The sequence below is a fragment of the Actinomadura sp. 3N407 genome, assembly GCF_052245875.1.
Taxonomy (GTDB): Bacteria; Actinomycetota; Actinomycetes; order Streptosporangiales; family Streptosporangiaceae; genus Spirillospora.
Genome location: NZ_JBQQBP010000028.1, coordinates 57,288 through 78,872 on the forward strand (window position 1 = coordinate 57,288; position 21,585 = coordinate 78,872).

Annotated in this window: 16 protein-coding genes, 2 tRNA genes and 1 pseudogene; 14 read left to right on the plus strand and 5 right to left on the minus strand. The window is 71.0% G+C overall.

Translation table 11 applies throughout. The features are described from left to right. Positions 1-22 precede the first annotated feature (22 nt). The 3 genes from ACTWPP_RS40860 to ACTWPP_RS40870 all read left to right on the plus strand — a co-directional run bounded on the left by ACTWPP_RS40860 (position 23) and on the right by ACTWPP_RS40870 (position 5,334). The gene (locus ACTWPP_RS40860; protein ID WP_443109851.1) at positions 23-3,784 is read left to right on the plus strand and encodes an SseB family protein; all 3,762 of its coding nucleotides are present in this window, start codon (positions 23-25) and stop codon (positions 3,782-3,784) included. Further along, positions 3,781-4,149: a hypothetical protein gene (locus ACTWPP_RS40865; RefSeq protein ID WP_443109853.1), complete on the plus strand. Its 369-nt coding sequence runs from the start codon at positions 3,781-3,783 to the stop codon at positions 4,147-4,149. Before ACTWPP_RS40860 ends, ACTWPP_RS40865 begins: the two co-directional genes overlap by 4 nt. Before the next feature lie 114 nt (positions 4,150-4,263). Continuing rightward, positions 4,264-5,334: a hypothetical protein gene (locus tag ACTWPP_RS40870; RefSeq protein ID WP_443109854.1), complete on the plus strand. Its 1,071-nt coding sequence runs from the start codon at positions 4,264-4,266 to the stop codon at positions 5,332-5,334. Between the two features lie 28 nt (positions 5,335-5,362). On the opposite strand, the gene ACTWPP_RS40875 is transcribed toward ACTWPP_RS40870, so the two are convergent. Continuing rightward, complete coding sequence (locus ACTWPP_RS40875) at positions 5,363-6,187, minus strand: TrmH family RNA methyltransferase (protein WP_443109855.1); 825 nt, start codon at positions 6,185-6,187, stop codon at positions 5,363-5,365. Between the two features lie 272 nt (positions 6,188-6,459). Here ACTWPP_RS40875 and ACTWPP_RS40880 point away from each other — a divergent pair, with 272 nt between their 5' ends. The 3 genes from ACTWPP_RS40880 (at position 6,460) to ACTWPP_RS40890 (ending at position 12,359) form a co-directional block, all read left to right on the plus strand. Beyond that, complete coding sequence (locus tag ACTWPP_RS40880; RefSeq protein WP_443109856.1) at positions 6,460-8,781, plus strand: substrate-binding domain-containing protein; 2,322 nt, start codon at positions 6,460-6,462, stop codon at positions 8,779-8,781. 365 nt (positions 8,782-9,146) lie between these two features. After that, positions 9,147-10,673, plus strand: coding sequence for an RNA polymerase sigma factor (locus tag ACTWPP_RS40885; RefSeq protein ID WP_443109857.1), 1,527 nt, complete (start codon positions 9,147-9,149; stop codon positions 10,671-10,673). A 216-nt stretch (positions 10,674-10,889) separates the two neighbouring features. Further along, entirely contained in the window at positions 10,890-12,359 is a 1,470-nt protein-coding gene (locus ACTWPP_RS40890; RefSeq protein ID WP_443109858.1) for a sigma factor, read from the plus strand. 53 nt (positions 12,360-12,412) lie between these two features. On the opposite strand, the gene ACTWPP_RS40895 is transcribed toward ACTWPP_RS40890, so the two are convergent. After that, complete coding sequence (locus tag ACTWPP_RS40895; protein ID WP_443109859.1) at positions 12,413-13,495, minus strand: phosphotransferase family protein; 1,083 nt, start codon at positions 13,493-13,495, stop codon at positions 12,413-12,415. A gap of 433 nt (positions 13,496-13,928) precedes the next feature. On the opposite strand from ACTWPP_RS40895, the gene ACTWPP_RS40900 reads away from it, so the two are divergent. Further along, positions 13,929-14,630, plus strand: coding sequence for a hypothetical protein (locus tag ACTWPP_RS40900; RefSeq protein WP_443109860.1), 702 nt, complete (start codon positions 13,929-13,931; stop codon positions 14,628-14,630). Between the two features lie 36 nt (positions 14,631-14,666). On the opposite strand, the gene pdxR is transcribed toward ACTWPP_RS40900, so the two are convergent. Continuing rightward, positions 14,667-15,998 (minus strand): MocR-like pyridoxine biosynthesis transcription factor PdxR, encoded by a 1,332-nt coding sequence (pdxR, locus tag ACTWPP_RS40905; RefSeq protein WP_443109861.1) that lies wholly within the window; start codon positions 15,996-15,998, stop codon positions 14,667-14,669. 117 nt (positions 15,999-16,115) lie between these two features. Between pdxR and ACTWPP_RS40910 the strand changes: the two genes are divergently transcribed. The 6 genes from ACTWPP_RS40910 to ACTWPP_RS40935 all read left to right on the plus strand — a co-directional run bounded on the left by ACTWPP_RS40910 (position 16,116) and on the right by ACTWPP_RS40935 (position 19,451). Beyond that, entirely contained in the window at positions 16,116-16,763 is a 648-nt protein-coding gene (locus tag ACTWPP_RS40910; RefSeq protein WP_443109862.1) for a pyridoxamine 5'-phosphate oxidase family protein, read from the plus strand. Positions 16,764-16,815: 52 nt separating this feature from the next. Beyond that, positions 16,816-17,412: an oligoribonuclease gene (gene orn / locus ACTWPP_RS40915; RefSeq protein ID WP_443109863.1), complete on the plus strand. Its 597-nt coding sequence runs from the start codon at positions 16,816-16,818 to the stop codon at positions 17,410-17,412. Positions 17,413-17,466: 54 nt separating this feature from the next. Continuing rightward, positions 17,467-17,542: transfer RNA gene (locus tag ACTWPP_RS40920), tRNA-His, on the plus strand. A 257-nt stretch (positions 17,543-17,799) separates the two neighbouring features. Further along, positions 17,800-18,369, plus strand: coding sequence for a response regulator transcription factor (locus tag ACTWPP_RS40925; RefSeq protein WP_443109864.1), 570 nt, complete (start codon positions 17,800-17,802; stop codon positions 18,367-18,369). A gap of 80 nt (positions 18,370-18,449) precedes the next feature. Then, positions 18,450-18,522, plus strand: a tRNA-Lys gene (locus tag ACTWPP_RS40930). 527 nt (positions 18,523-19,049) lie between these two features. Next, positions 19,050-19,451: a hypothetical protein gene (locus ACTWPP_RS40935; protein ID WP_443109865.1), complete on the plus strand. Its 402-nt coding sequence runs from the start codon at positions 19,050-19,052 to the stop codon at positions 19,449-19,451. Positions 19,452-19,502: 51 nt separating this feature from the next. Here ACTWPP_RS40935 and ACTWPP_RS40940 read toward each other — a convergent pair whose 3' ends face one another. Both ACTWPP_RS40940 and ACTWPP_RS40945 read right to left on the minus strand, forming a co-directional pair. Further along, the gene (locus tag ACTWPP_RS40940) at positions 19,503-20,003 is read right to left on the minus strand and encodes a hypothetical protein (protein ID WP_443109866.1); all 501 of its coding nucleotides are present in this window, start codon (positions 20,001-20,003) and stop codon (positions 19,503-19,505) included. Between the two features lie 57 nt (positions 20,004-20,060). After that, positions 20,061-20,657, minus strand: a complete 597-nt coding sequence (locus ACTWPP_RS40945; RefSeq protein WP_443109867.1) for a site-specific integrase — start codon at positions 20,655-20,657, stop codon at positions 20,061-20,063. A gap of 370 nt (positions 20,658-21,027) precedes the next feature. On the opposite strand from ACTWPP_RS40945, the pseudogene ACTWPP_RS40950 reads away from it, so the two are divergent. Beyond that, positions 21,028-21,414, plus strand: a pseudogene (locus tag ACTWPP_RS40950) (transposase); the annotation flags it as partial. Positions 21,415-21,585 lie beyond the last annotated feature (171 nt).

Sequence of the window (21,585 nt, forward strand, 5' to 3'; positions counted from 1 at the left end):
ACGAGCACGGAAGAAACAGGGGGTGGCGACCGTGGCCGACGCGTGGCGACCCACGTCGGAACTGGAGCACCGACTGCAGGAGACCGTACGGGCCGGGGACCAGGAGAGCTACTTCCGCCTCATCGCGGACAGCGAGCTCGTCATCCCCGTCCCGCCCGACCTGGTGGACGGCATGCTCACGGGCGAGACGCAGCCGTCCTGGCCGACCCAAGAAGAGGACGGCCGGGTCCATGTGCTGGTTTACACGTCGGCATCGGCGATGCGCGCCTGCCTCGGCCCGGCCTACCAGCACTTCATGACCGTCCGGTTCGGCGAGATCGCCGAGACCTGGCCCGACAACCGCTGGTGGCTCGCCATCGACGCGCCCGCCCACGGTGTCCGCACCGCGCTGCCGATCGAGGCGCGGCTGCCGTCCTGGTTCGTCCGCCAGGTGGCGCAGGGCGACGGCCGCCCGCCCCAGGTCGGCCGCGCGTCCCCGCCCTGGGAGGAGCTCCGCGACCAGCACCGCGACCTCCCCCGCGAGTCGCCCCGGCAGGAGTTCCAGCCCGCCAACGACGTCGAACGGGAACTGCTCCGGGCCGCCGCCAACAACGACCACGACCTGTTCCTGCAGACCCTCGCCGCCACCGACGTGCTGCTGCCCGTCCCCGACGACACCGACTACACGATGCGTCCGGGCCGTCCGGGGTTCCCTTGGCAGACCAGGGAGGTCGACGGCTCCACCGTCGTCCCCGTGTTCACGTCCCCCGAACGTCTCATCGAGGCGGCCCGCGCCGCCGGGGCCGGCACCGAGTACATCAAGCTGCCGTTCACCGTCGCGCTGCGCTACTGGCCGAACCACGACTGGCTGCTGGCCATCAACTCCGGCTCCCCCGCCGGCGGCACCGTCCTCGCCCAGCAGCTTCCCGGCCTCGCCACCTGGGCGGACCAGCGCGCCGCCCAGCGGATGACGGACGGCTTCGAACCGCAGAACGACGTCGAGCAACGCCTGTTCGACGCCGCCCGCCGCCGCGACACCGACGGCTTCTTCGCGATCCTCCTCGGCGCCCAGGTCCTCGTCCCCGCCGACCCCGACACCCCCTGGGGCATCGTCCCCGGCGACGCCGGCTTCCCGTGGCGGCCCGTTCCCGTCCACGGCCGGACGGCCATCCAGATCTTCACGTCCCTCAAGTGGATGAACGAGGCCATCGGCTCGTCCCGCTTCATCATGCCGACGCTCCTGGACATGGTCGCCGCCTGGCCGGACACCGAATGGACCCTCGTCATCAATCCGGGGACGCCCATCGACGCGGCCATGCCCGGCGACAAGGTCCGCTCCCTGGGCGGCCTCCCACGCCCGGAGAAGCCCGCGACACCGCCGGCCGCGTCCACGCCCCCGCCGCCGGACACGCCCGCCGTGCCCGTGGCGCCCGCCGTCCCGTCCGAGCCCGACACGTCCCCCCGGGACACACCGGGCGCCCACGCCGGCCCGCCGGTCCCCGCCGCGGCCGACCGCGAGGACGACCGCGGACCATCGGCGCCCGGCGAACCGGCACCCCACGAACCCTCGGCCCTCGGCATGACGGGCAGGCACGCGGACGCACCCGGCGGCTCTCATGCGCCCGCACCGGGCGCCGCAGGCCCGCACAGTGACGGAGGTGCGCACGGTGACGTGGGCCCGCGCGGAGGTTCCGGCACATCCGACACCCCCGCCAATCCCGCGGACGTGACCGCCGCCGACCCGGTGGCGCCTCCGGGACCAGGCCCGCAGGTCGGCGAGACGCCACAGGGCGGACCCACGGCCCCCGGCGAGCACGCTCACGGACCCGGCTCACCTCGTGAAGCCGCACGAGGTGCCGCCGGAGCGTCGGTGTTCGACACCGCAGACCCGCTCGGAGCACCGAGCGGCCACCCGGGCATGAGCGCCCCCGGCGGCGGCCCTCACACAGGACGTGGACCGACCTGGCAGGACGATTTCACCGCCCCCGACACCCCGGGCGCACAAGCCGGACCCGGCGCGCAGGGGCAGCCGAGCGCACCCGGCGGCCCCGGCGGCCCCGGCGAGACGGCGCCGGAAGAGCACCCAGGCGGTCACGTCGTCCCCGGCGAGACCCCGCAACCAGGCGCGGGTGCACAAGGCTTCCCGACCGACACGCCAGGCCGAGAAACGGCCGAGGGCGGACGTGAGCCCACAGCGGCGGGCGTCCCAGGGGAACCGGCAGGTATGGGCCCGCCCGGCTCCCCACCACAGGGGCCCGGCCCGCAGAGCGGCGAAACGGCACCGGACGCGCCCGCGACGCCCGGCATGAGCGCCGCCGGTGGCCCCGGACCAGCCGCACACCATCCCGGCCCAGCCCATGGACCGGCCTCCGGCACGGACCAGCCTCCGCAGGGCGGGCACGCGGCGCCCGGCATGCCGAGCGGCTCCCACGAAACCGCGCCGGGCGGAGTAGCCCCCCAAGCGGTTCCGAGCCCGTCCCCAGGGCCGACCGGTCAACCAGACGCTCCGGCAGACCAGAACGCGGGCGGCGACCTCGGCGCACACCACGGCCCGGCCATGCAAGGCGCTCACGCCAAGCCCGACATGCCGGACGCACCCGGCGATCCCCATGGAGCCTCGCAGGAGAGCGGTCCCCAGGGTGGCGCCGCCCCTGCGGAACCTGGACCGGCCGGGCCGGACGGCTTCGCCACGTCCGACACTCCAGGTCCGGTGGGCGCCCCCGGCATGCCGGTCGCCCCCGGCGCGGCAAGCGGTCAGGAAGCGCTCGGGGAACAGCCGCCGCGGGCCGCGGACGAGCCGGAGGCGGCGTTCGAACCGGGAAACCGGATCGACCAGGAACTGCACGAGGCGACGCTGAGCGGAGACTCCGACGCGTTCCTGCGCGTCCTGCTGAACGCGAACGTCCTGGTGCCGATCCCGGACGACGCGGCGCTCGAAGTGACGCCCGTCCAGCGGGAGTTCCGGTGGGACGCGGCACTGCGGACGGAGTCGTCGGTCCAGGTGTTCACGTCGCTGGTCCGGTTGCGTGAGGTGCTGCCGGAATCCCGGTTCGTGTACGCCGACTTCCGGGAACTCATCGGCGCATGGCCCCGCGAAGACTGGACGATGCTGCTCAACCCGGGAACGCGCATCGGGGCGTCGCTGCGCGGCGACCAGGTGCAGGCGCTCAGCGAATGGGCGGTGCGAGTCGGGCTCGTCCAGGCGCGGCCCGAGGTTCCGCTGCCGCCACCGCGGCCCGAGCCGGCGCCGCAGATGCCGCCCGACCTCGACGACCGCGTCTCCTCGCCGTCCATCATGCAGAAGGTCGTACCGCACGGGCACGTCGCGTGGTACCTGGAGCAGGGCTACGACCGGGTCGGCGGATTCGTCCACTCGACGGGTGACGTGGCCGAACTGCAGACGCCGGTCCAGCTGTACGAGGCCTTGGGGCTCCTGTACGAAGGCTCGTCGTTCTCGTCAGGCGATGAGGGCGTCTACGTCATCCGGTGGCCCGCCTACTGCCCCGACCTCTACCGCATTCCGTTCGGCGGACGGGACGAAGAGGAGAGGGCCACCTGGGGCGAGGCCGGCTGGGTGATCGAGCGGCCGCCGTTCACCGGAAGCGGCTTCGCACCGGGAAGCGCCGGCTCCATCCGCGAGTACAAGGTGGACAGCGTCCGCCTGCCGTACGGGGCGGAGATGTACTACCTCGGCAGGGACCGGTCCGAACGGTTCGTCGCCATGTACGATCCCGACCGGCTCGCCTGGCTGCGGCCGGACGCGAACGCCGACGCATGGGACGGGCGGACGGAGGCCGCACAGTGATCCGGGACGGATACGTCGCGCGGTGGCTCGGCCGCGACTTCGAGGCGGCGCCGGGCGCCGACGGTGAGATCAGGCTGTACGCGCCGGGGCCGACGGACGGGTTCGAAGAACTGCGTCCCGGACGCTACCGCCGCATCGTCCCCGCCTCCGAGGTCGAGGACCTCCGTTACGTCCGGACGACGTGCCGCTGGCGCGGCGAACGGTTCGTCATCGTCGGCGAGCATGAAACATGGCTGCGGGTCGAATACACCGGCGGACGGGCCCCGGTCGCCGAAAGTCTCGGGCTCGACCGCATCGACCAGGGCATCTGGCAGACATGGGCTCCCGGGTCGGAGGTCGAGGACGTCCGGGAGGAGTTGATCTGATGGCGCGCGGGGTTGATTTGGCCCGCGGATCCGTGTTCGCATGACTCTCGAGGCGATCCCTCGGACAGGTGCGGGCACAGCGCTCAACGGCGATGCGACGGAGGTGCTGCGGCAGTGATCTGCCGATCAGCGGTGAAACCGATCTTTGTCGGGCTCGGCACGGCCGCCGTCCTGGCCGCCGGCGGCGCATCCGCCATAGCCGCCGAGGCAGAGGCCCCGACGTTGTCCATCACGCTCAAGGCGACGACCCCGGTCGAGGCCGAGGACCCCGCACCCGTCATCGCCACGGTCTCCACCACGTCTGGTGTCGCGTCCGACGTCCAAATCACCGATGTCGACCTGACTTCGAGCAATGACGCTGTTACGCCCACCGTCACAGAGGGCTGCCCGGTGACGGATGCGCGCTGCGACCTTGACACGGTGAACGAGGACGGCGAGACGGCCACGTCTATCGTCAGGGTCAAGGGCGCCTTCAAGGACCCGGTCACAGTGACCGTCAAGATGACCGTCGAGGGCAAACTGGACGGTGGCCTGAAGAAGGTGGAAAGCAAGCCAGCGTCTGTGGTGTTCGAGCCCGTCGAGGAAGAGCCGCCAACTGATCCACCCACGCAGACGCCCAGCGATCCTCCGTCTTCTTCGAAGCCGCCGTCGACCAAGCCGCCGTCGAGCAAGCCACCGTCGACCAAGCCGCCGTCGAAGCCGTCGCCCACTGATTCTTCGTCCGGTGGGGACGGCGGGTCCGGTGGCGGCGGTGGTTCCGGTGCCGGTGGTTCCGGTGGCGGCAATGGTTCGGGGGGTGGCTCCGGCTCTGGTTCTGGTTCTGGCGGCGACGGCTCATCGGGTTCCGATGGCGGGTACGTGCCGCCGAATCCGAACTCGTCGTTCGATCCGAAGAAGCCCGAGGTGGCGTTGCCGCCGATCCAGCCGCCGAACCCGTCCGTCGCGCCCAGCCCGGGTGCGGCGACGCCGCATAGCCGGTTGCAGGGGAACAAGGCGCCCGTCGCGCAGGACCTCACGTTCGAGCGGATGGCCAGCACGCAGATCGCGTGGCTGGCGGCGCTGCTGGTGGCGTTCTCGCTGCTGCTGACGCAGCTGAGGCTGGGACGGCGGCGGTTGCCGGCCGGCGCCGCGAAGCGGCTGAAGGGCACGCATCGCCGGCCCCGCAGGGGCATGTTCGGCAAGTGATCGGGATATCGGACCGCTCCCCCAGGTGTCAGGAAAGCACCATGCGGCTGAGGGCGTGGCAGGCGATGGCGGCGGCCGCGGTGACGTTGAGGGAGTCGACACCGTTGGACATGGCGTCCGGGCTCATGGGGATGCACACGCCTTCGTGGGCCTCGTCCAGCCAGTGAGAGGACAGGCCGTCACCCTCTGAACCGAGCATGAGGGCGACACGGTCGCCGGTGGGCGCCTGGTCGATGGGCGTGGCTGTCTGGTCGGGGGTCAGGGCCAGCAGCGTGAAGCCGGCCGCGCGCAGCTTGCCCAGATCGTCATGCCAGTTGGTCATGCGGGCGTAGGGGATCGCGAAGACCGCACCCATGGAGACCTTGACCGCACGGCGGTAGAGGGGGTCGGCGCACCTCGGGGACAGGACGACGGCGTCGATGCCCAGGGCGGCGGCACACCTGTAAATCGAGCCGACGTTCGCGTGGTCTACGAGGTCTTCGAGGACCATGACGCGGCGGGCTCCGGTGAGGACGGTGTCCATGGTGGGGAGTGGGAGGCGTTCGAGGGACGCCAGGGCGCCGCGGTGGACCTGGAAGCCGGTGATCGACTCCATGGTGGCGTCGTCGGCGATGTAGGCGGGGGCGTCGAGGACGTCCAGGACGTCGGCGAGCGGTTCGGCCCAGCGGCGCGCCATCAGCAGGGAGCGGACGGGGTGGCCGGCGCCGATCGCGCGGCGGATCACTTTTTCGCCTTCGGCGACGAACAGGCCGTGTTCGGCTTCCAGGCTCTTGCGGAGGTTCACGTCGCGGAGTCGCACGTAGTCCGCGACGCGGGGGTCTGCGGGGTCGGTGACGGGAACCAGGCTGGCCATGCCCCAAGTCTGCCGGTGGGCGGAGGGTGCGGCGTCCCGGATGCGGGCGGGATCCGGGCGCGGGCACCGGGGAGTACGCCGTGGTCCGCGTGGGAGTGCGTGGCGTGGCGCGGCCGTCGCGGAGCGTGTTGATGGGGGGGCAATGCCAGGATCGTTGAGACATACGCTCATGACCTGCGTCATTATCAGTTTTGAGTTCTTTGTAACCTCTAGTTCGTACTACTACAGTGCCGTGGAACATCGGCGGGTTTCTGGTGAATCGAGGGCAGGCCATGAGCGGACGTCATCGCAATGACATCCCCGAGGGGATGGGCGAGGGCGGGTACGACCCGTCCCGGCCCGTCTTCGGTCCGGCCAACGACGGGTCGTCCGACTGGTTCGGCGGGCGGGACGCCCAGGGCCAGCCGCTCGCCCAGCCGCAGGCCGGTCCGCCGGGAGCGCCGCCTGGCGCGGCCGGCCCGGGGGCGTCGGGCGAGACTCCGGAGTGGTTCACGCCGCGGCAGTCGGGCGAGCAGCCCACCTATGGCTCCGGCGGGTACGGCGGCGCGTCCGACGGCGGCGGTTACCGCGGTGGACACCCCGGCGGGCCCGGTGCCGGGGAGCCGATGTCGAGCCGCCAGGGACCGCCGCCCGGGAGTTCGTCTTCGCCGCTGGCCGGAACCGGCTACAGCGAGTACGACTCCATCCGCAGCTCCGACGGTGGTCCGGCGGGGTTCTTCGGCGGAGGCCCGGGGCAGGGTGACTCCGGCGGATACGGCGGCTATGGCGGAGGATCCGGAGGGTCGGGCGGATCCGGAGGGCCCGGGGGTCCGGGCGGATCCGGTGGCTACGGCAGTGAGTCCGGTGGCTACGAGTACGGGCGCCGCAAGCGCAAGCGCAGCGCGACCGCGTTGATCGGGCCGATGGCCGGGGCCGTGGGCCTCGCGCTGCTGCTGGGCGTCGGCGTGTACGCGTTCGCCGAGAGCGGCGGCTGCACGGGCGACGACGCGATGAACCTGTCGGTGGCGGCCGCGCCCGACATCGCGCCGGTGGTGGAGAAGGCCGCCCAGCGCTTCAACGACGGCAAGCACGAGGCCGACGGCAAATGCATCAAGGCCACGGTGAAGAAGGCCGAGCCGTCGTCGGTGTCGACGCTGCTGTCCGGGCAGGGCGTGGCGAACCCGGCCAACGAGCGCCCGGACGTGTGGATCCCCGACTCCTCGCTGTGGATCTCGCTGGCCCAGACGGCGAGCGAGGACGACAAGGGCGGCGTCCTGTCCACGAAGACGTCGGTGGCCAAGAGCCCGATCGTGGTCGGGCTGCCGCAGTCGCTCGCGCTGCAGCTGAAGAAGCAGGGCATCACCGCCAGCCCGTCCTGGGACAACCTGCTCAAGGCCGCCGGCGGTGTCGCGGGCGGCGCGGTGACCAAGAACCAGATGATCCCGCCCGGCACGGTACGGCTGGTGGTGCCCGACCCGATGCGGAACGCGGCCGGCATGGGCTCGCTGATGGTCACGAGCACGCTGCTGGCGAACGACCCCAACCGCGACTCGATCTTCACCGGCATCGTCCGGACCGTCCGGGAGAGCACCGTCCCCACGGTCGACGCGGAGTTCGAGGCCTTCCGCAAGAAGAGCGGCGGCAAGCAGCCGATCTCCCTGTCGTCCGAGCAGGCGCTGTGGAAGTACAACAAGAGCAAGCCCGAGCAGCCGGCGGTCGCGCTGTACCCGCTGGAGGGCACGCTGTCGATGGACTACCCGTTCACCGTCACCACCACGGACGCCGGCAAGCAGAAGGGCGCCCGCCTGCTGGAGAAGGCGATGGCCACCGAGGCGACCCGCACCGACGTCCACGCGCTGGGGTTCCGGACGCCGGACGGCAAGGCGCCGGGGGGCTTCGACGAGAAGGCCGGCGTCAGCCCGGCCCGGCCGCGGCAGCTGCCCATGCCGAAGAGCGAGGACGTCGCGAAGATCATGCAGGCGTGGTCGAAGCTGTCGCTCGGCCTGCGGATGCTCACGCTGATCGACGTGTCCGGCTCGATGCTCGAGAAGGTCGGGCCGAACACGAACCGGCTGCAGGCCATCGCGCAGGTGTCGCAGGGCGGCCTCAGCATGATGTCGGACGACACCGAACTCGGCCAGTGGCTGTTCTCGACGAACATGGAAGGGGAGATCCCCTACAAGAAGACGGTGCCGATCGGCCCGCTCGGTGAGCGGATCGGGTCGAACACCCGGCGCGGTCTCGTCCTGTCGACGCTCAACCAGATGCGGCCGAAGCCGACCGGCGACACCGGGCTGTACCGGACCATGCTCGCCGCGTACAAGATGATGAACGAGACCTACAAGCCGGAGTTCGGCAACTCCATCCTGCTGCTGACGGACGGCAAGAACGACGACCCCGGCGGCCCGAGCCTGCAGGAGACGCTGAACCAGCTCAAGAGCATGCAGGACCCGAACAAGCCGATCCAGGTCAACATGATCGGGTTCGGCAAGGGCGTGGACCGCGACGAGCTGGAGAAGATCGCCAAGGCCACCAACGGCAAGGTGCAGATCGCGATGACGCCGGACGAGATCAAGAAGATCTTCCTCAAGATGCTGTCCCGGCGCATCCAGTGACCGGTCTCGCATGATCACCCGCCGGTGATCACCCGGATGCGCCAGGTAGTTCCCGATATTTTCTGGCGATCGGTGTCAACCGCGCGCCGTAGCCGATCGTCAATCTAGGTGGAGGCCCGACGGGGAGCGGGGCCGTCGGGCCTCCGACCTACTTTCCCCTCCCTGGCCCGTGACAGGGAAAGTGAGTCATCTTTCAGCTCCGGCGGCTGACGGGGGCGGACCCCCGGCACGCCGGATGGAAATGGCACGGCGGCCGCCGGTCGGGAGACCGGGGCCGGGAGAGTGCATCAGCTCCCCCATGGATCTTCCAGCCCGTCCCCGACGACGCGGACGAGGATTCTGAAAACAGCCCGCGGGAGGACCTTGTGTCCGGTTGGCCCAGTCTCGATCGCGCCGATGACGAGCGCCTGGCGCGGTCTCTGGCCGCCGGCGATCCGAGCGCCCTCATCCAGGTCATGGATCGCTACGCGGCCCGGCTGTACGACTACTGCCACGCACTGCTGCGCGACCAGGACCAGGCGGCCGGCGCGCTGCACGACGCGCTCATCGCCGCCTACGCGCACGTGTCCATCATGCGCGAGCCGGACCTGTTCCGCGGCTGGCTGTACGCGCTCGTCCGCAACGAGTGCATGCGGCGGCTCCGCGACCCGTACCGGCCGGCCGAGCGCCACGAGGCCCCAGAGGTCGAGGACGGCTTCCTGGACGACGCGGAGCTGGCGCAGCGGCTGGAGGTGCGCCAGCTCGTCCACAGCGCCCTGGCGGGGCTGCGCGGGCGTGAACGCGAGGCGCTGGACCTCATGCTGCGGCACGGCCTGGACGCCTCGGAGGTCGGCGGCGTCCTCGGGATGGACGCGCGGGAGGCCGCCGACGTCACCGGCGGGGCCCACGCCCGCCTCGACGACGCGCTCGCCGCCGCCTACATCGCACGGAACGGGACCGACTGCCCCAGCGTCGCGGCGCTCGCCGACGACGGCGGATGGCCGCTGCCGCCACCCGTCGTCCGCAAGCTCGTCAACCACATCGAGACCTGCCCGACCTGCGCCTCCCGGCGTGACCGGACGGTCTCCGCGGCGCGGCTCCTGCAGGTGATGCCGGTCGCGATGACGCCGACGGACCTGCGCGGCCTGGTCATGGCCACCGCCACCGACCCGGCCCTGGCCCCTGACCTGTCCGAGATCGCGTACCGTGCCGAACCGTTCGACGACTGGGGATGGCCAGTCCACGTCGACCGGACGGCCGGGCAGGGTTCCTCGGGACGGGGCGCCCCGCGCGCACTCTGGCCGATGCTCGCCGCCGTCGCCGCCGTGGTGCTGATCGTGGCGGGGGCGTTCTTCATCATGCCGGACTCGTCCAGTGGACGGACGGACGCCCAGGGCCCCCCAGGGCCGTCCACATCCGTCCCAGACTCGTCCCTGCCGAGCGAGACCGAAGAGCCGTCAGAATCCCCGACGCCCACGGAGAGCGCCACTCCGACGCCCTCAGCCACACCGACCACGACCACACCGACTCCAACACGAACGCGCCGCCAGTCGTCCGAGCCAAGACCGAGCCTCACCCAACCGAGGAGAGGGACGCTGTCGGTGGGCGGCGGTTCATGCAACCTCAGGCCCGGGGAAAGCTGCTCCTTCCGGGTGCGCGCCGTCGGCGGGTCGGTCACCTGGTCGGCATCGGCTGGGGCGCCGCTCAGCGTCAGCGGAGGCGGCACGCTTTCCAGCGGTCAATCGAGTGCCGCCACTGTCTCTCTCGGGGATTGCACGGGCTCGGGCTCCGGGAGCGTCACCTTCTCCCCGAACGGCGGCAGCAGGTCCGTCTCGTGGACCTGCCCCTCGGACGACGGAGGCGGCGGCGGAGGGAACGGCGGGGGCGGCGGTGACGGCGGCCCGAACGGCTGATCGCGAAACGTGATATAGGTCACATTTTTCGGGTGTAAAGGCTGATCCACTAGGTCAGACGGCCACGGCGTGTACCGATCCCGTCACGGAAATTCGTTCACAGGGGAGAAATCTCAGCAACTTGGTGGCAAGATCAGGCAACCAGAGCGGCCCGGCGGGCGCCGGCGCTCACCGGGGGCACGATCGACAACACCGAATTCGACTGGGAGGGTTCCCGTGGCCGGTGAGCCAGGGCCCGAGCAGAACGATGACCTCAGGCTGGCGAACTCGCTGCGAGCCGGGGACGTCATCGCGCTGACCGAGGTCTACGACACCTACGCACCGTTCCTCTACGACTACTGCCACGGGCTGCTCCGTGACAGGGTCGAGGCGGCCGGCGCGCTGCGCAACGTCGTCGTCGCGGCGCGCGAGCACGTCGACCGGCTCACCGAGCCGGACCGGCTGCGCGGCTGGCTTTACGCGATCGCCCGCAAGGAGTGCATGCGGCGCCGCGACAGCCCCAACCGGCACACCGGGCAGGAGGCGCCGGAGGCCGACGACGACCTGACCGACGAGCAGCTCGCCCGGCGCGAGGAACGCCGGCTGCTCGCGCACAGCGCGCTCGCCGCGCTCAACGGCCGGCAGCGCGAGGCGATCGACCTGTCGGTGCGGCACGAGCTGGACGAGGTCGACCTGTCCGGCATCTTCGGGATGCCGCTGGAGGAGACGCTCGCGCTCGTGGAGCGGGCCCGCGAGGACCTCGCCGCCGCGCTGCACGCGGCCCTCATCGCGCAGAACCACTGGAAGGACTGCCCCAGCGTCTCGGCGCTGACCGAGTCGTGGCCGCTGTCCCCGCAGACGTCGGGGTCGCTCGTCCGGCATGTGGCGAGCTGCCCGGTGTGCGGGGAGCGCGAGACGCCGCCGCTGCCGGCCGACCGGCTGCTGTCCGTCCTGCCGATCGCGGCGATCCCCGCGGAGCTGCGGCTGGACGTGCTGACCGCCGCGACCGCCGAGGACCGCGCCGGGAACCGCCGCGCCATCGCCGCCTGGACCGAGCCGTTCGACGAGTACGGCTGGCCGCTCCCCTACGAGCCGACGCCCATCCGCGTCCGCGAACGGGCGCCCCGGCGCCGCGGCCCCCTCATCGGGGCCGTCGCCGTGGCCGTGGGGATCGTGGTGCTGTCGGTGGGCGCGATGTCGGCGCTCGGCGGTGGCGGCGGCACGAACACGTCCGCGACCGGCCCGGCGGCCCCCGGCGACAGCGGCGGGCCGGTGGGTTCGGGTCAGCCCGCGGCGACGCCGACCGGTCCGTCCCCGACGGTCACGTCACCGTCCCCGACGGAGTCGAAGTCGCCGTCGAAGAGCCCCTCGCCGTCCAAGACCCCGTCGAAGACGCCGACGACGCAGGCCCCGCGCCCCCCGGACACCGTGGAGCCCGACCCCCCGAAGCGCGGCCGGCTGTCGATGGACGGGTGCCGGATGGGCAACGACGAGTCGTGCACCATCCGCATCACCGCCGTCGGCGGGGCGGTGACCTGGCAGGTGACGGGCACGTCCGGCGACTTGAGCGCGGGCGGAAGCGGCCGCCTGTCGTCGGGTGAGTCCGCCGGCGTGACCGTCCGCCGGACGAACGTCATCTGCTGGGGGGACAGGACCGGCTCGGTCTCGTTCTCGCCGGGCGGCTCCGTCCGGGTCGAGTACTGCTGAGAAAGCACGCCGGGACGCGCTTCCGAAGTCGCGCGCCCCGGGCGGACGTCCGGTCAGACGGTGCCGGTGTCCAGGGTGCGGTGTGCGCGGTCCAGGAGGATCGGCACACCCTCACCGATCTGCTCGAAGCCCTCTCCGATGGTCGCCTTCTGCAGGTAGCGGGCGTGGATGCCCTCCAGGATGACGGCGAGCTTGAAGCACGCGAACGCGACGTAGAAGTCGAGGTCGCCGAGGTCGAATCCGGTCAGCGCCGCGTACCGCTCGGTGAACTCGCGCCGGGTGAAGAAGCCGGGCGCCGAGGTGATCGTGGCGCCGACGGGGAGCCGGTCGGCGTCGTCGGCCTCCGCCCAGTAGACGAGCGTCAGCCCTAGGTCGGACAGCGGGTCGCCGAGCGTCGACATCTCCCAGTCGACCACGGCGGCGATTTCGGGACGCGGCTCCAGCCGGGCGAGCGCGTTGTCGAGCCGGAAGTCGCCGTGCACGAGGCGGGCGGGGGCGTCGGCGGGCATCCGGTCCGCGAGCCTGGCCACAAGCCGATCGTATTCGGGCAGGTCACGGGTGGTTCCGGTGGCGCGGACGGCCTCCTGGGAGCCGTCCCACTGCTTGCCCCAGCGTTTGAGCTGACGCGCCATGTAGCCGCTCGGGCGCCCGAAGTCCTCCAGGCCGACGGCCTTCACGTCGACGGTGTGGATCGCGGCGAGCGCCGCGGCCAGCGCCTCGCTGAGGCCGCTCGCCTGCCCGGGGGTGAGGTCCTCGGCGTCCTCGCGGCTGCGCAGGACACGCCCTTCGACGTAGTCCATGAGGTAGAAGCGCGCGCCGATGACGTCCTCGTCGTCGCAGAACGCCAGCGTCCTCGGCACCGGCACCGCCGTGCCTTCGCCGAGCGCGGTCAGCACCCGGTATTCGCGGCCCATGTCGTGGGCCGTTGGCTGGACGTGCCCGAGCGGCGGCCTGCGCAGCACGATGCGGCGGCCGCCGTCCAGGACGATCCCGTAGGTGAGGTTCGAACGTCCGCCCGCGATCAGGTCGATCGCGCTGATGCGGCCGGATCCGGGCAGTTCACGGTCCAGCCACTCGGCCAGGCGGGGGACGTCGATGCCGGGGACCCCGGACGGAAGCTCTGCGTCAACGGTCATGACGACCTATTAGAACGTGGCTCGGTCCGCGGTGTGAACCCCACCCCGGTACCTGTCGGTGCGGCCCGGTGACCTGTCGGCCACTTCCGGCCGACTTGCAGCTACGGTTCACCTGACATCCAGCATCGAGCTGACCTGCGCGAACACTCCTTCCTCCGGCGCCGGGCGGCTGATTCAGCGAGACCTCGGGAGGAAAAACGGAACGCCAGGTGGATTACGCAAAACCCCGGGGTACGCATCTGCGACGACACCCGAGCAGCATGGTCTCTACCCGGCGCGAAGGGTCAAAGCCGTCATACTCGGCCCATGACGGCAGGCTGGACTTTATGGGTCCCGCTGGGCTATGAGAGTAGGACTAGAACCATTCGGGACTAGACCGCCCGATTGGGGGGGACACACCGTGGCAGACGCATGGCTGCCGGGAGCCGGCCGCATGCCGGCGCGACAGGACGGCGGAGCTCTGCGAGGAGGTGCTCCCCGGGTCGTCTGGTGCGCCGGCGAACACGATCCCCGCACCGTCTCCGCCCGCTCGGTGGCCGCCGACCTCCGCAAGGAGGACCGGCCGCCGCACCTGGTCTGGCATCCCGGCACCGGCGAGACCGTCCAGCTCCTGCCCGCCACCCGCGCCGCCCGGCTCCTCGGCGGGCGCGTCGGCCATGAGGGACGCGTCTGCGTGCAGATCATGGTGGTCGGACAGGCCCGGACACCGTTCACCGGGACGCTGCTCACCGGCCTCGACGCGATCGTCCAGTGGCTGGACTCGTGGAGCGTCCCGCGCCGCTGGCCCGCCGGGCCGCCGCTGCCGTCACCGCAGTCGTACCACGCGGACCGCAGCCGCAAGGACTGGGCGCGCGGCGGACATTACGGGGCATCGCAGGTACCGCTCGTCGACCGTCCCGACCCGGGCGCCATCGACATCCGCCGCATCACCGGGCCCGACACCCCCGTCGCCCCCATCCCGAAGCCCCGTGCACCCCTCCCCGACACCGCGACCGCGCCCCGTCTCATGCCCCGGACCCCGCGCCCGCCCGACCCCGTCCGCCCGCCGCAGAACGAGCCGCCGCCGGGACGTCCCGCTCCCCTCCAACCCGCCCCGGAGCCGGTACCCGTCGGGCAGTCCGCCATGTCCAACTGACCGCCTCCAGCCACCGCGCCGCCGCCCCCTTCCCCTTCATCCCGCCCGCGTCTTCACCAGCTCATGGACGATCTCGCAGCCCTTGCGGAGTTCCGCGAGGTTCGCGGCCGAGCCATAGCCGATCACCAGCCCCGACGCCCGCTCCGCGCCCGCGTGGCAGTGTTCGAGCGTCTCCACCAGGACTCCCCGGCCCGCCGCCTCGCGGACGACCCGTCCCGCCACGCCGGCCGGGACGTCCACCACCAGGTGCAGGCCGGCCGTGTCGCCGCGCAGAGGCAACCCGTCCAGCGCCTGGACGACCACGTCCCGCCGCCGCGCATACTCCGCCCGCATCCGGCGGACGTGACGGTCGAGACCGCCGCGCTCCAAGAGGAGCCGCAGCGCGTCCTGCGGCACGACGGCCGTGCGGTCGTTCAGCTCCTCGCGGCGCAGCGCGATCCGCTCCACCACGTCGGGACGGCCCACGAGCCAGCCCACCCCCATGTCCGCCGTGAGGATCTTGGCGGTCGTGCCCAGGTAGATCACCACGTCCGGGTCCAGCCCGTAGAGCGCGGGCAGCGGCGCGACGTCGTACCGGAACTCGCCGTCGTAGTCGTCCTCCGCCACGAGCGCCCCGTTGCGCCGCGCCCACGCCAGCAGGGCCTGGCGGCGCGGAACGGGAAGCACGCCGCCCATCGGGAACTGATGCGACGGCGTCGTGTAGACGAGGCGCAGATCGTCCGGAAGGCCGTCCACGACGAGGCCGTGCTCATCGACCGGGCACGGCACCAGCTCGGCGCCACGCCCCGCCAGGACCGCGCGGGCCCGCCGGTAGCCCGGCTCCTCCACCCCGACCCGGTCACCCGGACGCAGCACGGTCGCCGCCAGCAGATCGAGCCCGTTCGTCGCACCCCGCGTCACCAGAAGCCCGTCCACGGGACACCTCACGCCGCGGCTGCGCCTGATGTAGTCGGCCAGGGCGATGCGCAGGTCCGGCAGACCGTGCGGGTCCTGACGCTGCTGAGGCGGCATCCCGGAAGCGAGACGCCACGCACGCCGCCACGCGGGTGTGTCCAGCGCCCCCGTCCAGGCGAGACCGGGCCTCAGGTCGATCTCGTGTGGGGCCGCCGACCTCCGCACCATCTGCGTCCTCACCGGCTGCGGTTTCGGGACGGGCGGCGCGGCGACACCGTCGGTCACGTACGTCCCCGACCCATGGCGGCCTTCCAGCCAGCCCTCCGCGTACAGCTGCTCGTACGCCTCCGTCACGACCGTGCGGCTCACACCGAGGAGCCCGGCCAGCGCCCTGCTCGCGGGAAGCCGCTCCCCGGCCGCCAGCCGCCCCTCCCCCATCGCCGCACGCAACTGGCCGACGAGCTGGGCGCTCATGGGCTCACCGGCATCCCGGTCGACGCTGAGGGGCAGGTCTATCGACAAAGTGGTCTCCGCCTATATGCATCGATTGGCCCTACCGACCAGGCCACTCTCTCCATAGCGTAAACGGCCATGACCCCACTCTCATCGACCGCCCGCACCAGGCTCGGCAGATACCCCGAACGCTCCAGCGGCGACCGCTCCGTCCTCTACGAAATCCTGGACGACGGCATGATCTGCCACCTCGGCGTCACCATGAACGGCTCACCGCGCGTCCTCCCCACCGGCTACGGGCGCCTGAACGACACCCTCTACGTGCACGGCTCCACGGGGGCGAGCAGCCTCATGGCGGGACCGTCCCAGGACATCTGCGTCACCGTCACCCACCTGGACGGCATCGTCCTCGCCCGGTCCCTGTTCCACCACTCCATCAACTACCGCAGCGCCGTCATCTACGGGACGCCCCGTCTCGTCACCGACGACGAAAAAATGACCGGCCTCCGCGTCATCACCGAGCAACTGGCCCCCGGCCAATGGGACGTGGCACGCCAGCCCACCCGCAAGGAACTCGCCGCCGTCTCCGTACTGGCGCTCCCCCTGGACGAGGCGTCCGTCAAAATCCGCCAGGGCCCGCCAAGCGACGACGACGAGGACTACGCGCTCGACGTCTGGGCGGGCGTCCTCCCCGTCCACCAGACGTACGGCACGCCCTCCCCCGACCCCGCCCTACGCCCGGACATCCCCGTACCAGGCCATATCGCCCGCCGCGTGACCTCCTAAATCGATCCGGCTCAGTGCCCCGCGCAGTCGTCCATGGCCGTAGGGTGATTCCATGAACGAGCGGCTGGTCTGGATTGACTGCGAGATGACTGGACTCGACCTGCGCAACGACGCGCTGATCGAGATAGCCGCGCTGGTCACCGACAGCGAACTCAACATCCTCGACGACGGCGTCGACGTGATCATCAAGCCTCCGCCGGAGTCGATCACACAGATGACCCAGGTCGTCCGGGACATGCACACCACGTCCGGCCTCCTCGACGCCCTCGCCGGCGGCGTCACCCTCGCCGAGGCCGAGGACGTCGTCCTCAAATACATCAAGGGCCACGTCAAGGAGGCCAAGAAGGCCCCCCTCTGCGGCAACTCCATCGCCACCGACCGCTCGTTCCTCGCCCGCGACATGCCCACCCTCGACGGCCACCTGCACTACCGCATGGTGGACGTCTCGTCCATCAAGGAACTGGCCCGCCGCTGGTACCCGCGCGTCTACTTCGCCAGCCCTGAGAAGAAGGGCGGCCACCGGGCCCTCGCGGACATCACGGAGAGCATCCAGGAACTGCGCTACTACCGCGCCGCCGTCTTCGTCCCCCAGCCCGGCCCCGACTCCGAGACGGCACGCGCCGTCGCCGCCAAGGTCGCCTCCGGCTGACCCACGCCCCCGGAGCCGCTACACTACTGGGAGCCGGGCGCGATCCCGGCCACGGTGGGTGTAGCTCAGCTGGCAGAGCACTTGGTTGTGGTCCAAGATGTCGGGGGTTCAAGTCCCCTCACTCACCCCAGACGAAGGGCCTGGTCACCCACGCGGCGACCAGGCCCTTGATCGTTCATCGTGCCGCTCGCCCGATGGCGCCGGGACGCGGGCGATGCTCCCGAGTTCGGCGCGTCCGATGAAGCACGCCGGGCGCCGCGCCTCCGGCGCCGGAGCCGCCCAGCGCCTGGCACGGGCACCGTGAACCCGGCGCGGTCCATCGACTCCCGAAGACCGGCCCGTTATGCTCCGACCCTATAAATGTCAACGACCCCCCAAGGGCGACGGATGAGTGTCGACGAGACGGCCCCCCTGCGCGTACTCGTGGTGGACGGCGACCCGCAGGTCCGAGCGGACGTGACCTCCCTGCTCGACGCCAGCGACGAACTCCAGGTCGTCGCCGATACCCCTGATCCCACCGCGGCTCTCTCCCTGGCCGAACGCCTGCGCCCCGACATCGTCCTGCTGGACGCGGCCTCGGCCGACCACGCCACCCCCCTGAGCCACACCGCCCGCGTCTTCGTCCTCGCCGCCCCCGGCCACCCCGCCGTGGAGGACGCCCTCCACGCCGGCGCCTGCGGCCACCTCGTCCCCGGCTCCTTCACCGTCCCCGACCTCATCCGCGGCGTCCGCCACGCCTCCCGCACCTCCCTCGGCCTGTCCGCCCGCGAATCCGAGGTCATGGACCTCATCGCCACGGGCCGCTCCAACGGCGAGATCGCCCGCCAGCTCTTCCTCAGCGAGAAGACCGTCAAGAACCACGTCAACCGCATCTACGCCAAGCTCGGCGTCAGCTCCCGGGCCACCGCCATCGCCCTCTGGCGCGGCATGATGAGCGTCCTCCCCGTCCGGGACTAAACCGGTTCGCACTGGTCCACCGCTCCTGATACTGTTCTTCCTGTCGCCAGGGACCCCCGGCCAGGGCCGGTCCCCGACATGCGCCGTTAGCTCAATTGGCAGAGCAGCGGACTCTTAATCCGCGGGTTCGGGGTTCAAGTCCCTGACGGCGCACCCGCAACCACCAGGGCGTACACCGATCATCGGCGTACGCCCTGTTCGCGTCGGTTGCAATTGGGGTTGCAGTTAGCCCTGTGGTGAGCCCCAGAGCGCTCCCCCGATGCGCGTCACGGCGTCGGTCGTCAGGGGGTCGGTCGAAATGGCACCGTCGGATGTTCAAAGTGTCCGAATACCTCGGGGTGGTGGGGTTGGGGTAGGGCGGTTGCTGACGTCCGCGGCGTAGCTGGTCCAGTCTCCGGCGGAGAGTTGTTGCCAGCGGACGGCTGAGTTGACGCTGATGCCCAGGGTTCGGGCGAGCATCGCGGCGGGGATCTCGGTGGCGAGTTGGAACAGCGCGGTGCTGCGGCCTTGGTTGGGGCGGATTTCGAGGCTGGTGAGTCGTCGTTTGAGTCGTTCACTGCTGATCGGGCGGCCGGGCTGGGCTCCGGGGAACAGCCAGCGTGACGGGGTGCCGGCGCCGATGGTGGCGTGGCCCGGGTGGTCGGTGCTCCGTTGTTGCGGCTGCGCAGGCGTCGCAGCAGATGCCAGATCAGGTAGCGGTGCAGGACCCGGCGGCGGAGCGGGTCTTGTTGTGTGGCGAGGAAGTCGGTGAGGGAGCGTTCGAGGCGGACGAGTTCCTCATCCCGATCGGGGAGCGCTCCGAGGGCGACCAGCGTGAACCGCAGGTGCTCGGTGTCCTGCCGGTTGGGAAGCTCGTCGAACGCTTGGTGGGTGAGGGGCATGCGGCCGGCGGCCAGGTCGGAGAGGACCTCGGTGATGGGTTGTTTGGTCAGCCAGCGGTTGGCGGTGATGGAGTGCTCGGCGGTGGCGATGTCGTGGCGCAGTGCCAGCAGCCCGGATGGAGGTCGGTGGTGGCCGGGCCCATGATCTCGTTGAGGCGTTTGTTGATCAGGCATCGGCCGCATCGACCAGGTTTGGGATGATCGGGGTCGCTGCAGACGGGGCAGTCGAGCCAGTTCGCGGGCGGTGCACAGTCAGCGCAGAGCGGACGTGTCAGGGTGCCCGCGGCGATCGGGGCGAGGGCTGCGCAGGTCGAGCAGGGGGCTGAGCGGTGCTGGCAGGCCGGGCACCAGGGCTGGCCGGTGATGCGGGAGATCCCGCAGGGGGTGGTGTCGTCGCAGATCGAGCAGGTCAGCACGGGGGAGTGCGTGGCAGTTCTGGCAGAACGGGCCGTCGGTGGTGCGGCGGTAGACGCGCCGACGGCGGCCGCATCCGACACAGGTCTCCAGGTTCGCCGGGTCACTGATGAAGCAGTTGGCGCAGATCGGACGGCCCTGCTCGCGGGTCACCGGCTCGCGTAGGACTCCGCAGCGTGAGCACTCCTCGACGCGGGAGCGTGCGATGCAGGTGCGGCAGACGCGGACTCCGTCCATCGGCTTGTCGATCCGGACCTGGCGCTGGCAGATGGGGCAGGTTGGCAGCACGACACCGGCCACTCCCGCGGCGTGCAGATGCTCGACGAACCGCGGGATCACGCTGAGCGGAGCCCGATGCGCCTCACCGGCGAGCAGGGCGGGATCGGATTCGATGGCCTAGGCTAGTTTCTGCTGGTAGGCGCGTTGCTTGCAGCTTCGGCCGACCGCGTCGGCGATCGTGTCGTAGCCGACGGTGGGGTCGAGCCCGGTGACGACGGTGTGGATGACCGTGATCAGGTCGCGGTCGTCCACGTCGGTGCATTGAGCGCATCGGGGTCGGCCGTCACGGTCGAGGGTCTTGACCCGCTTGGCCTGTCCGCACCCGGCGCAGGGCACGCGTCGCAGCGCTCGGCCTTCGCGCCGTGTGCGCACCAGCGGAAACGGATTGATCAAGACCGGGCCGGAGGCAGTGGCCAGGTGGAAGTCGTAGAAACAGCGCAGTACCGTCTCGCTATGCGCGCGCACCGACGCCGCGTACGGCACCCCCGAAGACGTCGGCGCCGCAGCGTCCGTGCTCCGCCAGTGCGACCGGATCGGCTTGCCCGCAACCAGCAGCCAGCGACTGAAATCCCGCGCCTCGACCCGCGTGGCCCGCTCCCACGGCACTCCGATCGCCCACAGGAACCTGAACCAGCGCAGCAGGTCCAGCCCATAGGAGCGCACCGTGGCCATGCTGCGCCCGGCCGCCTGCAAGTCACGGAAGAACGACGCCACCGCCTCGACAACCGCCCCGTCACCATCAACAAGCCGGTACGGCTCCCACCGATCGCCGGTCGCGACAAGGATCCAGTTGACGGAACGACCACTGACGCGAAATCCCGCTGTGCTTCCGCATCGAAGTCCACGGGCAGCGACTCTAAAGCAGCTACCCGGAGGGTATTCCCTCAGGTGTGGAAAGTGATCTTGCTGGGGAGCAAGTGATCAGTGGGTGAAGCGCCCACGTTCTTCGGGGGGAGAACCACACGTCATGTCCGTGATCGACCGTGTCGACGGCACCACCTCAACTACCGTAAGCGATCTTCCGGCTACCGTGGCGGAGGTGAGCGAGCCCGAACCGCAGACCGCACAGGACACGCGTCGTCCGATCCGGGAGCTGGTCGATGACCGGCTGCTGGACGAGCTGCTGGCCCGGTCCCGCGACCAGGCCGGCGGGCTGCGCCTGACCGGCAAGGGCTCCATGCTCGGCGACCTGGTCAAAGCCGTCCTCGAGCGCGCCCTGGAGGCCGAGCTGACCGCCCATCTGGGCTACGACAAGCACCACACCGACGGCTACGGAACCGGCAACTCCCGCAACGGGAAGATCGCCAAGACGGTGCAGACCGGGGTCGGCCCGGTCCGCCTGCACGTGCCCCGCGACCGGCAGGGGTCGTTCGAGCCGGTGCTGGTGCCCAAACGCGCCGGCCGGGTCTCGGGCGGGCTGGACGACATGGTCATCAGCCTGTACGCGCACGGCATGACGGTCCGCGACATCATCCACCTGAGGCGCCCCGGATCTTCCGGACAGGTCCCCAACTAGGGTTGTTGGGGAGAACCGGAAGGGAAGGTCGTTGGCACGACAGAGGCGGCATTTCACCCAGGAGCACAAGGACGAGATCGTCCGCATGGTGCTGGACGGCCCACGCCCCATCGCCCATGTCGCATG

What these genes read in the sequence shown, in the direction of transcription:
- ACTWPP_RS40935 (WP_443109865.1), top strand. Translation starts at nt 19,050, where the DNA reads ATGCCAGATCAGGTAGCGGTGCAGGACCCGGCGGCGGAGCGGGTCTTG.
- orn (WP_443109863.1), top strand. Translation starts at nt 16,816, where the DNA reads ATGAACGAGCGGCTGGTCTGGATTGACTGCGAGATGACTGGACTCGAC.
- ACTWPP_RS40875 (WP_443109855.1), bottom strand. Translation starts at nt 6,187, where the DNA reads ATGGCCAGCCTGGTTCCCGTCACCGACCCCGCAGACCCCCGCGTCGCG.
- ACTWPP_RS40900 (WP_443109860.1), top strand. Translation starts at nt 13,929, where the DNA reads ATGCCGGCGCGACAGGACGGCGGAGCTCTGCGAGGAGGTGCTCCCCGG.
- ACTWPP_RS40925 (WP_443109864.1), top strand. Translation starts at nt 17,800, where the DNA reads ATGAGTGTCGACGAGACGGCCCCCCTGCGCGTACTCGTGGTGGACGGC.
- ACTWPP_RS40910 (WP_443109862.1), top strand. Translation starts at nt 16,116, where the DNA reads ATGACCCCACTCTCATCGACCGCCCGCACCAGGCTCGGCAGATACCCC.
- ACTWPP_RS40880 (WP_443109856.1), top strand. Translation starts at nt 6,460, where the DNA reads ATGAGCGGACGTCATCGCAATGACATCCCCGAGGGGATGGGCGAGGGC.
- pdxR (WP_443109861.1), bottom strand. Translation starts at nt 15,998, where the DNA reads ATGAGCGCCCAGCTCGTCGGCCAGTTGCGTGCGGCGATGGGGGAGGGG.
- ACTWPP_RS40895 (WP_443109859.1), bottom strand. Translation starts at nt 13,495, where the DNA reads ATGACCGTTGACGCAGAGCTTCCGTCCGGGGTCCCCGGCATCGACGTC.